General features: G+C 43.9%; 12 protein-coding genes. 3 read left to right on the top strand and 9 right to left on the bottom strand.

Annotated features, from left to right (window positions below):
* Window positions 1-18: 18 nt before the first annotated feature.
* Window positions 19-1,590, bottom strand: coding sequence for a serine--tRNA ligase (locus V7O62_RS13230; protein WP_406656808.1), 1,572 nt, complete (start codon window positions 1,588-1,590; stop codon window positions 19-21).
* Window positions 1,591-2,022: 432 nt separating this feature from the next.
* Between V7O62_RS13230 and V7O62_RS13235 the strand changes: the two genes are divergently transcribed.
* The 3 genes from V7O62_RS13235 (at window position 2,023) to V7O62_RS13245 (ending at window position 4,614) form a co-directional block, all read left to right on the top strand.
* Window positions 2,023-2,898, top strand: coding sequence for a hypothetical protein (locus tag V7O62_RS13235; RefSeq protein WP_406656809.1), 876 nt, complete (start codon window positions 2,023-2,025; stop codon window positions 2,896-2,898).
* Between the two features lie 200 nt (window positions 2,899-3,098).
* A complete protein-coding gene (locus V7O62_RS13240; RefSeq protein ID WP_406656810.1) occupies window positions 3,099-4,016 on the top strand; it encodes a ketopantoate reductase family protein in 918 nt (305 codons plus the stop codon).
* Window positions 4,017-4,020: 4 nt separating this feature from the next.
* Window positions 4,021-4,614 carry a uracil-DNA glycosylase family protein gene (locus V7O62_RS13245; RefSeq protein ID WP_406656811.1) on the top strand — a complete coding sequence of 198 codons (594 nt, stop codon included), beginning with the start codon at window positions 4,021-4,023 and terminating at the stop codon, window positions 4,612-4,614.
* Window positions 4,615-4,622: 8 nt separating this feature from the next.
* On the opposite strand, the gene V7O62_RS13250 is transcribed toward V7O62_RS13245, so the two are convergent.
* The 8 genes from V7O62_RS13250 to hisS all read right to left on the bottom strand — a co-directional run bounded on the left by V7O62_RS13250 (window position 4,623) and on the right by hisS (window position 13,869).
* Window positions 4,623-4,856 carry a KEOPS complex subunit Pcc1 gene (locus V7O62_RS13250; protein WP_406656812.1) on the bottom strand — a complete coding sequence of 78 codons (234 nt, stop codon included), beginning with the start codon at window positions 4,854-4,856 and terminating at the stop codon, window positions 4,623-4,625.
* Between the two features lie 5 nt (window positions 4,857-4,861).
* Complete coding sequence (locus tag V7O62_RS13255; protein ID WP_406656813.1) at window positions 4,862-6,199, bottom strand: DHHA1 domain-containing protein; 1,338 nt, start codon at window positions 6,197-6,199, stop codon at window positions 4,862-4,864.
* 36 nt (window positions 6,200-6,235) lie between these two features.
* Complete coding sequence (gene glmU, locus V7O62_RS13260) at window positions 6,236-7,444, bottom strand: bifunctional sugar-1-phosphate nucleotidylyltransferase/acetyltransferase (protein ID WP_406656814.1); 1,209 nt, start codon at window positions 7,442-7,444, stop codon at window positions 6,236-6,238.
* Complete coding sequence (gene glmM, locus V7O62_RS13265) at window positions 7,441-8,742, bottom strand: phosphoglucosamine mutase (protein ID WP_406656815.1); 1,302 nt, start codon at window positions 8,740-8,742, stop codon at window positions 7,441-7,443. Before glmM ends, glmU (V7O62_RS13260) begins: the two co-directional genes overlap by 4 nt.
* A gap of 35 nt (window positions 8,743-8,777) precedes the next feature.
* Window positions 8,778-10,538 carry a glutamine--fructose-6-phosphate transaminase (isomerizing) gene (gene glmS, locus V7O62_RS13270; RefSeq protein ID WP_406656816.1) on the bottom strand — a complete coding sequence of 587 codons (1,761 nt, stop codon included), beginning with the start codon at window positions 10,536-10,538 and terminating at the stop codon, window positions 8,778-8,780.
* Window positions 10,539-10,549: 11 nt separating this feature from the next.
* Complete coding sequence (gene glmU / locus V7O62_RS13275) at window positions 10,550-11,767, bottom strand: bifunctional sugar-1-phosphate nucleotidylyltransferase/acetyltransferase (RefSeq protein ID WP_406656817.1); 1,218 nt, start codon at window positions 11,765-11,767, stop codon at window positions 10,550-10,552.
* Window positions 11,768-11,931: 164 nt separating this feature from the next.
* On the bottom strand, window positions 11,932-12,390 hold the full coding sequence (locus V7O62_RS13280) for a 30S ribosomal protein S15 (protein WP_406656818.1): 459 nt from the start codon (window positions 12,388-12,390) through the stop codon (window positions 11,932-11,934).
* Between the two features lie 246 nt (window positions 12,391-12,636).
* Entirely contained in the window at window positions 12,637-13,869 is a 1,233-nt protein-coding gene (hisS, locus tag V7O62_RS13285) for a histidine--tRNA ligase (RefSeq protein ID WP_406656819.1), read from the bottom strand.
* Between the last annotated feature and the right edge of the window lie 333 nt (window positions 13,870-14,202).

Consider the following 14,202-nt stretch of genomic DNA (forward strand, 5'->3'; position numbering starts at 1 on the left):
TATAGTACTAAAGCAGGTTCAAAGGAACCTGATTCCCTCGGGGATTTCTCCTGCTCTTTTCCTGAATTCCTCAGGCCAGTTCTCAGGGTCCAGTCCCTTCTGTGCAAAGAATGCTGATGCCCATCTCTCAAGTCCCACTCCTGAACATCCGGACCAGAGTTCCTCACCGGACTGGCACTTGACATTGAATCCAGACGGGTATTTGTTACCGTTTACGCTGACGTTCTGGAATTCCAGCCATTCTCCATCCTCGCCACGGTATGGCAGTACAGCTTCATAGTCGGTAGTACCGGTTTCAGTCTGTTCGGAAACTCCGGTAAGTCCTTCCTGTGCCATGAACCATGGTGTGACCCATGCCTTTCTCCATTCCAGGTCGAGTATCTCATTGAAGATATGCATGTACTTGTCATGCAGCCTTGAAGCAGTCTCAAGGACCTGGTCTTTGTTACCTACCCACAGGATTTCTATCCTGTGGAACTCGTCCACACGTTCCATGCCGTGAATTCCTCCACTCTCATACCTGTGTGAGGTTCCTGATCTGTCAAATACCTTAATCGGGAACTCATCGGTTGGAACAGTCTCGCCCTGAAGATATGTCCAGAAGGGTGGACACTGAGCATAGCACATTCCGCCGATCGGGTCTCCGATCTTATCCTTGATTAGTGATGTAGGGACCTCATGGGTTACCTTGTAGTGGTCAATGACCTCTTCCCAGAACTCAGGGTCACGCGTCTTAGGAGGGCATACGTAATATATCTCCGGATAGACACCTTTTGCATGTCCTGATTTCTGCCAGACTTCCCATGGAACAAGTTTAGGGAATATCATCTCCCTGTATCCCAGTGGTTCAAGCAGCTCTTCAAGCACTATCTTTTCAAAGGTTCTGAACATCCTTGTGGACTGCGGACCATGAATCCACTGTCCTCTGCTGGCACCTCTTTTAAGCCATCCGGCCTCCATCATTGCCTTAGTAGGGTCTTCGGTGAACTTATGCTCCTTTTTCTCGCTTTGCCAGAGGATGTGCCAGTGCTCGGTCTTTCCTCCGTATGAATGCTGTTCGATCTTGTCTTCCATCAGGGAAAGTATCCTGTCAGGTACACGGTTTGACATTGCAGCTTCATCAACATCGAGTTCAAGCCTGACAACTCCGTCTTCGTATCCCATCTTTGTAACATATGGTATTTTCATCTGAGGAAGTTCATTTTCAGATGGTACTTCAATTGAGTACGAGTCAACCTCTATTCCACGGATTCCTATCTTGAATCCTTTTCCAAGTTTTCCGGCAAGTGGCTTTCTCATACGAAGTAGTGCATCATGCACACGCACATGCCTGCCGGATTCTATAGTAAGGCTTATCCTGTCTCCCTCAACTTTCCATGCAGTGACTTTTGCTCCCTGTCCCTCAGGTGCTCCCTTTGTGAGTATGGTTTTGTTAGCCTCATCGATGTATTCACCGATAACATCTACCGCTTTTGTTGCATCGGCACTTGTCTTCAGTGAACATTCCAGCTTGAATTTGAAATCTATTGCATCCCCATTTCTGGGTGGTTCATCTGAAGGGCAACATTCAGCTCTTTTTTTTGAATCCATTGTAATTCCGTTCCTTACATTGTGATATGATTGTGATGTGGATAAGTAAGCAGCAATCCGTTGTTATAGTGAATAGTTTTCTTTGTCGGGTTACTTTATGCATGATGTATCTTTTGATAATTAAGAACTTCTATTGTCGGTGATTGTAGCAGCACTTTATCGGCACATGTACCAAATTTGTATCCGAAATACCAGATTTTATTAGCTACTCATTGCTTCGGAATCTATATGTATGTCGGCCAATAATGTTTTAGTGGGATTGCTTACATGAAACTTGATGAAGGGTGGTACAATGTCAACATGTTTCAGTATTGGTTCAATCGGATTTAGCAAAGCAGAAAGTATTTGGTATCGCAAATGGCGGTATCTCATGGAAAATCCCGTATTGAAAGCATGGGCACAGTGCCCGTGTATACTATGAAAGGGAGAAATATGAATATAGTACATAAGACAATTTTATTGCTTGGTATAGTTCTGATTTCTTTACCCGTTGTCCAATGTGCTGAATCAAATGCTTCTGATTCGGTCATAACATTTAATTTTGAAGGCCTGGAGCCACTTGAAGAAGGTGTTTACGAAGGCTGGGCTATAATCGGGGAAGAGAAGATCAGTACCGGTACGTTCAATATAGAGTCAAATGAAAGTGATGAGCTTTCATTCTCTGTTGCTGAGAACATAAGTTCTGCAGAAATGGTAGTAGTTACCATAGAAGCAGGAAATGACACTGATGCAGAGCCAAGTGGCATCGTAATACTGGAAGGTGAAGTTGAGAACGGAACTGCAGATCTGGAATTCCCACTTAACCTCTCAGAGGCTAACGGAACTTACATCCTTGCAACACCTACCGATGGTGCCGATACCAATGAAACAAGTGGTATTTGGTTCTTAGAGCTTCCGGAACCTCCTACAGCAGGTCTTGAATTGCCGGATCTGCCTGAAGGATGGGTATACGAGGGCTGGGTTATAAATCAGGGCCAACCGATTTCCTCAGGAAAATTTGTAGCTGTTGATGAAGCAGATTTCTTTGATGGCTATAGTGGTCCGGAACCTGCTCCTCCATTCCCTGGAGAAGATTTCCTTGTAAATGCACCTGAAGGGGTCGTTTTCCCACTGGATCTTGCTGATGGTGAAAGTCTGGCAGTGATATCAATTGAGCCTGATATAAACGGCACAGATCCAACGGGCAGCTCACCTTTCCAGATCAAACCTCTCATTGGTGAAATTCCGGAAGGAGCAATGGATCATGTCAACTATCCGATGGAACTGAATTTGAGTTCTGTTCCATCAGGTACGGCAACAATAGAATAAGAACAATTTATGGTGCCTTAAGGCACCATTTAATATTTTTGAAACTATCAATGTGTACTTTTTGAGAATCTAACGTTTTAATCATTTCTTACTTTTCCTGATAATTCTCCATCATCTCCTGTTCGATAGCTCATTTTGTTTCCCAATAGTTACTATTTAATAGAAAAACTCAGTATTTATCAAAAAATCGAGGGAATTTCATGAATGTTCTAATACTGGGTGCGGGAGCTGTCGGTCTTTCCATAGCCGCAAAGCTCTCTACTGTATGCAATATACATGCAGTATCCCGAAAACGACATGCAGACCGGATTATTTCTCATGGTTTCATGATGTCCGGGATGTGGAGCGAAGGTACATACAGTTTCAGTTGCTCGGAAGCTGTTCCTGAAGACATGAATCCTGATTATGTATTCATTACTTGCAAATCGACAGGTACTAGGGATATCTGTAACCAGTTCTCTGATTTGCTGAAGGGTCGTGAGGTTATCAGTATGCAAAACGGCCTTGGTAATGAAGAGATCATTTCAGAGTACACGGATCATGTAATTGGTGGCACCATTATTACGGGCTTTGAGTGGAAAGGGAATGCACAGGTCCATGTTTCAGTCGAAAGTGGTCCGATGAACCTTGGAAGGTTCCCTTCAGGTCTTGATGAGAATGTAATGGAACTGGTCACACTATTAAAGGAAGCTGGCATGAAAGCGGAGGCTACAGATAATATCAGGAGTTCCATCTGGTCCAAGGTTCTTTACAATTGTGCCCTCAATCCACTTGGTGCCGTGATGGGTGTTCCTTATGGAAGGCTCAATAATGCTCATGCATGGAGTGTCATAGAGAATATTGTAACGGAAGCTTTTATGGTGGCAGAGGCTGACTCGGTATCTTTGCCATGGAAAAGCGCAAAAGAATACCTGAAACACCTGCATGACATCCAGCTTCCAAATACTGCTGGGCATCACTCATCCATGCTTCAGGATATCTCATCAGGCAGGAAGACAGAAATAGATTTCATGAATGGTGCAATTGTCAAAAAAGCACATGAATTTGGTATAGCTTCTCATTACAACTCTTTCATCTCAGAACAGATACGCTTCATGGAAGACTTTCAGGCAGATTGATAATATGGGCAAAAATGAATTGACAATGGATTCTTCCAGGGTTCTGGAGCTTGTTGAAGGTGGATTCGAACTTGTCAAAAATGAAATACAAGCCTGTAAAGGCTGCGTGCTTCATGAGACTGTTACGAATAAGGTCATAGGCAAAGGTTCCGACAACCCGAAGGTCGTTTTTATAGGTGAGGCACCCGGTAAGAATGAAGATGAAACAGGCATTCCTTTTTGCGGGAGGGCCGGAAAGAATCTTGATGAGATGATCGAATACATGGGCCTTTCAGAGAATGGCTATGCTGTCATAAATACAATAAAGTGCCGTCCTCCCAAAAATCGAAATCCCTTGAAAAACGAGATTAATGCCTGTAAGGCATTTCTCCTGGCTCAGATACGACTTCTGGACCCAAAAGTAATAATCCTGCTTGGCAATACTGCTGAAAAAGCGTTTTGCAACGGTAAAACACTGGAATGGGGTATTTCTGAAATTTCCGAAGAAACCGGGATCATTGTGCTCAAAATATATCATCCTGCAGCACTGATTTACAAACGGTTAAGGATTGATGAGCAAAAAGAACTGATAGATAAAAACAGGCATCTCTGGGAATAGTTTTGCAACTATTCATCCAGTTCCTCAAGCACCTCTTCTGCGACCTTTGCATTCATGAGCAGATCATCAAGGGTTGCTATGAGTGAAGTGATTTTTTCTGTAGTGATGTGGATCTTCGCACTTTTTTTTGATATTTCGGTGTCCATACTGGTAAGGTTGTCCGGTGCAAGTGATCTTGCAACTTTTTCTGCAATAAGATGAGCGTCCTTATCCCTGAACTCAACTGTTGTCCTGATTTTCATGAAGCTTAATCCTCTTTATTGACTTCAATCTGGGAGCCTACTATCTCATCAACCTTACTGACGAACTCTTCCTCAGTTCCCTGCGGGATGGATGCTCCAGCTGCTACGTTATGCCCCCCTCCGTCACCGCCAACTGATTTAGAGGCTTCACGTAAAGCAAAGGCAAGGTCCAGGCCGTTTGAGACCAGTGCACGTGTGCCCCTTGCTGAGACCTTGACAATGTCCTCTACCTGATTGACAGCTATGAAAGGCATATCAGGATTGATGTAGCGTACCATAGTACTTGCGACCATACCTGTGGATTCCATATCCTGGGTTATCAGGTAGCCGATATTATTTCCTATCTGCAGCTTATCAAGGGCTTTGTTTATGTTTTCTACTATGGATCGCTGGTATTCAACAGCCATATTTTGTGCTTCTTCCAGATCTTCCCTGTTATTCATACAGATTGAGAGTGCCATTCCTGCCTTTTCCATACGACCACAGGTGTTGAGAATTGCAACCATGTCATAGACATTGCTCACAAGTTCTTTGTTGAGGTAGTATACGTCTCCAATCGAAGCATCTATAGCCTCAGAACTCGCCTTTTTTGCAAGTTTTAAAGCAATGGCTGATGTGAGTTTCTTCATTTCATCGGCTGAAAGCTCGCTGATGTTACCCTTAAGGTCAAGAATGCCAAGGAACTCATTGATTTTTTCCCTATTGCCTGTAATATCCAGGTACGGTTCTGGTGTGTATTCAAGAATATCGGCAATATCTCCGTCTCCCATCTTCAAGCCCTTGCGTACGGATATCACGCCTGCATCCTCTGCCTCTTCCAGAATAGTATTGTTGACGGTATTCATCAGTTGTTTATCACCCACAGCACCTACAATTGCAAGACCGGCAAGGTCCGTGTTACCTGCATCGAGTGCTTTTGCAACCAGATAAGTTGTACCGGAGGCAGAAAGGTGCATAGCTCCGTCAATTCCTACAAGATGGGGATTGACGGTCACCTTTGCAGACGAATCACCTACTGGTATATGATGGTCAAGAATTACTATTTCCTGGCTTATTCTTGATATCATATCAGATTGTCCGCTTCCCATATCACAGAAGATTACAAGGTCTTGCTCCGCAGAACTTTCGATTACAGTATCAACTACACTGTCGTCCAGTCGTGATACTATTGTAGTATGAAAACGGATTCCTTTTTTCATAAGTGCACGGCACATGATTGCTGCTGATGTGAGTCCGTCAGCATCGTTATGGGATATGATCCTGACATAGTCATGTTCTTCTATGACATCAGCTGCCTGACGTGCCAGATCTTTAAGTTTTTGGATCTCGACATTGAAGTTCAATTATATCACTCGATAATGGAAAAAGGATAAAGTGCTTTAATTAGTTTTTCTTTTCAGCGTAACGACTTCTCCCGGAAGGCTGGAAGTTCCGGCTTCCATAACAGTGCCAACGTTTATACTTGTATTGATGCCTGTATGTACGTCGTCACCCATGATAACACCCAGTTTTCTCCTGCCGGAATCTACTATCTTGCCTTTCACAAGACATCTGATATTCCTGCCATCATGGCGCAGGTTGGCCACCTTTGTACCGGCACCGAAATTGCAGTTCAGGCCGATTACACTGTCGCCAAGGTAGCTGAGATGTCCTATCTTGGTGCCATCCATAATTATACTGTTCTTCACTTCGACTGCATTACCAATATGGACATTGTTGCCTATAGCCGTAGACGAACGGATAAAGCAGTTAGGACCTATATCACAGTTGTCGCCGATTACCACCGGTCCGACAATGTAGGCTCCGTTGCGGATAATTGTGTCCTTGCCTACATAGACTTCTCCATGGAGAGTCGCATGAGGCTCTACGGTACCTTTCAACTCTCCCTTCATCCCTTCCAGCAACACCTTATTGGCTTCAAGCAAGTCCCAAGGTCTTCCGATGTCGATCCATTCACTTTCAAGCAGTTGATAGCCAATATTGCTTCCGGCATCTATCATCATCTGAAGCGAGTCTGTTATTTCCAGCTCTCCCCTGGGTGATAATTCAGTTTTATCTATGAGATCAAAAATAGATTCCTTAAAGAGGTAAATGCCTGCATTTGCAAGGTTGCTGGGAGGTTTTTCAGGTTTCTCGATTATCTTCGTGACCCTTTCACCATTGGTTTCTATAACTCCGAAATGGGATGGCTCGTCAACTTCCTTGACCGTTATAACAGCATCTTTCTCCGAAGATATCAACTGCCTTATATGTTCTGAACTTATCAGCATGTCGCCATTGAGCACAACAAAAATGTCACAAACATGCCCTTTAGCGCAACCAATTGCATCGGCAGTACCCATTTGTTTTTTCTGGTGAACGTAATCAATGCTAATTCCACGTTCTTTTCCATCCCCGAAATAATCTTTCAGTGCATCCTCATGATATCCGGTAATAAGAACAAACTCTTTTATTCCGGCATCCACTGCAGCATTGATTGTGTGCTCTATCATGGGTTTGTTGGCAATCGGGAGCATCACTTTTGGTTTTGATAGAGTAAGCGGGCGCATTCTTGTGCCTTCGCCAGCAGCAAGGATGACGGCTTTCATTTGAAGCACTCCTTCACAATGTTTTCTGCCATTTCATATAATCCTTCAACATTTTCCCTTGCCTGGGTTGTGATGCGTATCTTGGGCTCAGTTCCTGACGGGCGGACAAGTACCCATCCGTCATCCATTTCCACCCTTATGCCATCAATATCCGAAACTGTTCCCATGGGCTCCAGTTTTTGTTTTACTGCTCCCATCAGTTCTTCCTTCAATGAATCATCACATTTAAGCGTGCCCCGTAGTGTCGGATACCTGGGTAAGTTTCCTGTCAGTTCGGAAAGCGGAGTCTCTTTTACTATGTCTACGAGCCTTGCGGCGGCGTAGATCCCGTCCGGGCAATAAGATATCCTCGGGAAGATCCAGCTTCCAGATGGTTCACCACCAAAATTTGTACCGTGGCGTTTCATTTCTTCAGCCACATAGACATCTCCTACTCTCGTCCTGATGATCTCAGCATCCGGCAAGGCATCATCCACGATCATGGATGTGTCGACGGGTACGGCAATCTTTGATTTGCCTTTGCACTCATAGGATGCAAAAATAGCCAGCAATTCGTCACCTGTTACGAAGTTACCTTTTTCATCGATTGCCATCATTCTGTCAGCGTCTCCATCGTGTGCTATACCCAAGCTGGCATCAAGTTCTCTAACTACTTTCATCAGCATCCCGAGATTCTTCTCATTGGGTTCTGGATTCCTGGCAGGAAAATGCCCGTCCAACTGTGAGTTGAGCGTAATGACTTCACATCCCATTTCTCTGAGTAAAAATGGAGTAATCGTACCTCCTGCTCCACATCCACAATCAAGTATGACTCTCATGGACGATCTTCCCGTATTCTTGAGTATCATATCCGTGTGATCCCTTACGGCGTTGTGATAGGATGTTATATCGCCGACTTTGTCCCATTTCACAGCCAGGAAATCCTCATCCTCGATTATAGATTCAATTTCTTCCTGCTGCTTTGAATCAAAAGCCATTCCGTCGGGGTTCCACAACTTTATTCCTGCATACTCTGCCGGGTTATGGGATGCTGTTATCATAACACCGCAATCGTAGTCTCTTGTTGCGTACGCCAGGGTGGGTGTTGTTACAAGGCCGACACGGACTACGTCACAGCCGGAGGAGACAAGTCCTGAGATAACTGCATGCTCTATCATCTCGCCTGTAACCCTTGGATCCCTGCCGATGACAGCAGTTTTCTTCAATTTTCCAAGTGCCAGACCTACTTTGAGGGCTAAGTCCACAGTAATATCCCTGTTTGCCACTCCTCTTATGCCTGATGAACCGAATAATTTCATTTAATCCCTCTTTTACTCATTTGTCAGTAATGGGCTCATTCCACCGTAACACTCTTTGCAAGGTTTCTGGGTTTATCAATGGAACAATCTTTTGCAAGTGCAGTATAATATGCAAGCAGTTGAAGCACCACAGAAGAAAGTACAGGTGAAGTCATCTCATGTGACGGTGGAATCCTTAGTACCACATCAACATACTTCTCTATCTCAGTATCATCTTCATTTGCCACAGCTATTACAGTTGAATTCCGGGCCTTAACTTCCTTGATATTGCTGAGTATTTTGTCATAGGTGTGACCCATTGTTGCAATGGCCACAACCGGTGTTTCTTCCGTGAGCAGTGCAAGAGGTCCGTGCTTGAGTTCTCCTGCTGCATATCCTTCGGCATGTATATAGGATATCTCTTTAAGTTTCAGTGCCCCCTCAAGAGCTATGGGGAAGTTAAGGTAGCGTCCGATAAAGAAATAATCTTTCATGTCAGCAAACTGTTCGGCACACTCCCGGATCTCTTCTTTCCGGTTCAGAATTTTTTGTATCTGTCCGGGAAGACGCTTTATATTCACTATCAGATTCTTCGCTTCTTCAGCAGAAATCACTCCTCTTGCTCTTCCCAGGTGAATGGCAAGCATGTAGAGTGTAATAAGCTGTGCCGTAAATGTCTTTGTCGCGGCGACTCCGATTTCAGGGCCTGCACGGGTATAGACAACACTGTCTGATTCCCTTGTAATCGTGCTTCCAACGACATTGGTGATAGCAATGTTTCTGCATCCGTATGACTTAGAGCTCCTGACTGCTGCAAGTGTATCAGCAGTCTCTCCTGACTGTGTAATAGCAATCGTTAGTTCTTCTCCGCAAAGGACAGGGTTACCATACCTGAATTCAGAGGCAGTTTCAATATCAGTATGGATGCCGGTAAGTTTTTCAAAAAGGTATTTTCCCAGTATCCCTGCATTCCAGGAGGTGCCACAGGCAATTATTGTTGCCCTTCGCAGGTGTTTAATCTGTTCAGGTGTCAGGTACAGTTCATGTATCTCTTTCAACATGAAATGCTCATATCCTGCCTTTTCAGCGGCTTCCAGATCCCATTCGATGGTATGAGTTTCTTTTGTCAACAAGTTCCCTTTAAGATCAAACACTTCGATGCAATCAGGACGAATGGAACCTATTTCGTTGTCGTCAATATAAACTACATCTTTGGTATATTTTAGGAAAGCAGTTACATCTGAAGCTGCATAGTATCCATCCTCACCAATTCCAAGTACAAGGGGACTATCCTTACGGGCAAAAACCAGACACTCCGGTTCGTCGGAGCACAATGCCGCTATTGCATAAGAACCTTCGAGTTCTCTTATGGTCTCGCGAACTGCTGTCAGAAGGTCCGGTCTTTTTGTTTCGCTTTGCATCTTGTAGTTAAGCAGATGTGCGATAACCTCGGTATCCGTATCCGATTCAAAGATATATCCAAGTCCGATGAGCATTTCCTTGATCTGTAGATAGTTCTCTATGATACCGTTATGTACAACCGAGATGCAGGATGACATATGCGGATGGGCGTTTCTGGTTTCCGGTTTCCCGTGGGTTGCCCACCTGGTATGGCCGATTCCTACATTTGCTATTGTTTCTTCAGGAAGAATATCTTCAAGATCTGCAATTTTTCCAACGGTTTTGAAAGTTTCAAGTGATCCATTAAAAACTGTGATTCCCGCAGAATCATATCCTCTATACTCAAGTCTTTTCAGTGACTCTACTAAGATGGGTGTAGCCGATTCTTTGCCTACGTACCCTACTATTCCACACATATCCCCTCACCTCAAATGACTATTGAATTTACCGGAAGCGCCTCTGATATAGTTTTGCCTGAATTGACCCTACAATTGGGAGAGATCATTGTCCCTGCTTTTACAAGCACACTGCTGCCAACCTCGGTGTCATCGCCGATGATCGTTCCCAGTTTATCGGCAAAATATAGGCCTCCTTCAACCTCTATCATCATCTTTTCTTTTTCTTCAGTAATAAAATGTGACCCTATAGATGTATTACTTCCGATTATCGAGTTGGAAATCGTAGAATGTGTGCCTATACGACCATCGTTCATGATAATACTGTTCTGTATGCTGGTGAAAGAAGCAATGGATACATTATTTCCTATGCTTGTAGAAGGAAGTATGACTGTATTAGGACCTATGTCGCAGTTGTCACCGATTATAACAGGACCCACTATGTAACATCCCGAACGTATGGTCGTGTTACTGCCGATAGCAACACTTCCTTTGATAACAGCGCCTTCTTCAACTGTCCCTTTTTTAATGTCAGTTTCGAACTCCCCAAGGACTACCGGGTTTGACTTCAGGAGGTCCCATGAAAAAGCTGCATCCAGCCAGTCGGAAAAGGTGTTTGTCATTGTGACATTCATCCCTTCATCTATCATTAGCTGCAGGGTGTCGGTAATAGCATATTCTCCCCATGTTGAAAGCGGTGTTCTTTCTATTATATCGAATACTTGTGGCTTGAAAAGATATGTACCGGTATTGATGAGATGACTCACCATTGACTGGGGTTTTTCGACTATCTTTTTGACATGCTGGCCCTCGGCAACAATGACACCGTAACCGGTTACGTTTTCTTTCTTGCATGCAAGGACAGTTGCATCGCCATCTGCACCCTTTATAAGGTCACTGATGGTCTCGGGTTCTATGATATTATCCCCGTTCACAACTAAAAATGCCTCCTCGTCAGCATCTATCGATTCGCGAGCCTGAAGTATTGCATGAGCAGTGCCTATCTGGGCTTTTTGCTCTATATAATTAATCTTTACACCGAAATTGACCCCATCCTCAAAATAGTCCATAATACGTTCTTTTTCGTATCCCACTATCAGTATTATGTCCTTGATTTCGTTTTTGGCAAGAGCATTTATGACATGTTCCAGAATAGGTTTATTTGCCACAGGGAGCATTACCTTTGACCTTGTAAGTGTTAGCGGCCGGCACCTTCTCCCTTCCCCGGCTGCAAGAACGATAGCTTTCATGGAATATACTATGCTCTTTATAACAATTTATACCTTACCTTGCTACGGCAGGAAAACATTTTTTGTAAAAACAGATTACTTATCCCTTTATAATATCAGAATAATAAAAAAAGATGGGCTTTGGTCCGGTGACCAGGCCCTTGCAGATTCCCTGGGAATCTTGTTTATCTTGTGAGCAGCATTTCGGCTGTCTCTGGTTTGTATTTCCAGTCTGCAGGAAGTACTTTTGTTGACTGGTAATACTTGACAAGCCTTCTGATCTTGGATTCAGTGTTCTGGAGAGAACGCTTGTTGTGGACGTCCTTATGGTTGTCCTTTATGTGTTTCCTGATTCCGATTGCCTTTACAAGAAGGTTGTAAAGGTCTTCAGGTAATGCAGGTGCTTCATCTTTCTCTTTCAGGATTCCGGTGATTTTCTTACCGGTAACCAGTTTGACGTCAGGTACCCCATATTTGTCCCTGAGTGTCATTCCGATTTCACTGGTGCTTATACCCTGCTTCCACATTTCAACAACAACATTTGTTACTTCTTCTTCACTCATAGTGGACCATACAGGTGGTTCAGTACGAAGTGGTCTTGTAGACCCGGCTTGTCCCTTCTTCCGGGTGTGCATCTTTGCCATGCAATTCCTCCAATAATTATGATATTTGATATGATTTAGTTAGTTTGTAGTTGACCGTACTCTTCCAGGCTGTTTGAACGAACAGGAGAACCCTTTGTCATACGGCAGTCAGTTCTATAATTGGCGAAGTGTTCTCTACAAAAAGCATTATCAAATATATATGTTGTGATTGAAGAGTAGCTTCATTGCGGAAGAACTGAAAAGCGCTTATTGGCACAGGAAGTGGATTATATTTCCACTGCCAAATCAATTGCCTAGTCTTTCTATAACTTCTTCGAGCTTCAGGAGCTCCTGATCACCGCTGTCCATGTTTTTGAGGGTAACCTTCCCGGCTTCAACTTCATTTTCACCGATGATTACGACATAATGGGCGCCTATATGGTTTGCATAGGATAGCTGTGCCTTGAAATTGCGTTTCATAAGGTCGACGTATACCGGCATGTGTGGTCGCAGCTTTGTGGCTGCTCTTACAGCTTCTAGGCGGGTGGAATCTTTGGCTATGATAACGACCGGTTTTTCGTAATCCGGCTCTATCTCGCATATTTCCATTATCCTGTCAAAACCTAATCCGAAACCTGTGGATGGTACGTCCCCTCCGCCAAATAGCTTGATGAGCTGGTAAGAACCGCCTCCACATACCTGGTTTTGTGCTCCGAGGCCCTCGGCATATATTTCAAAGACCATGCCCGTATAGTAGTCCAGACCCCTTGCAATGCCAAAGTCTATGACATAATCAACTCCATATGCATCCAGAAGATCCAGCAGTTCCTGATACTGATCGAGCTCGGGTATATCACCTATCAACTGGCGTGCCTTCTCGATGGCCTCACTTCCCGTGAGCGATATAAGCTCCATCAGTTCGAGACGCAGATGTCCCGGTGCATCGATTTCTTCCAGATAGTCCACAAGTCCGGTATCATCCTTCTTATCAACGAGTCTCATTATCCTGCTTTGCTGTTCTGTTTCCAACACGCTGAGGAGTTTCCTGATAACTCCAAGGTGGTTTACGTGCAGGCTGCCTTTGATGCCTACTGCCTTGAGCATCTCGCTTGCAAGGGCAATTACTTCTGCATCCGCATCTGCCTTGTTGCTGCCTATCAACTCAACGCCAAACTGCCAGAATTCTCTGAACCGTCCCTTCTGAGGACGCTCATACCTGAAGCAGTTCTCAAAGTAGAAGAGCTTAAGAGGTCGCTGGCTTGCCTGCATCTCATTGACGTACATCCTCATTACAGGAGCTGTGAGTTCCGGGCGCAGGGTCATCTCCCTGTCTCCCTTGTCGGTAAAATTGTAAAGTTCTCCTACAATACCTTCCCCGGATTTTAATGTAAAAAGTTCCAGTGTCTCGAAAGTTGGGGTGATTATCTCCGAGAATCCCCAGTTTTTGACGACTTGACGTAATATGTTTTCTACATATCTTCTTTTTTTAGTATCTTCCGGGAGGAAATCACGGGTACCTCGTGGTTTGCTGATTTTCATTATGGATCAACCTGATAATATGGATTCTGGTAAATTATGCTACATTATGAGTTTTGCTTGGATAGTATAAGGTAGCCTATTTTAGATTTTCGATTAGTTTTATCTTTGGTCCTATGTTTATAGCCAGTTCTTCTTTCTAGATTGCATATAGTCAAGTCCTATCCTGCCTATGTGAAGTATCTTCATGATTAATATTTTTCATTCGGATTAAGAAAATGGTTTTTTCCAGGGATACTGTTCATTACATAAAAAAATACTGGAGCAGATAAGCTATTTACTTGAATGCCTGTGTAAGGAAAAGATTGGAGATACGGGAAGAATATTGAAGAATAT

The sequence above is a fragment of the Methanolobus sp. ZRKC2 genome (genome assembly GCF_045291185.1).
Lineage (GTDB): Archaea > Halobacteriota > Methanosarcinia > Methanosarcinales > Methanosarcinaceae > Methanolobus.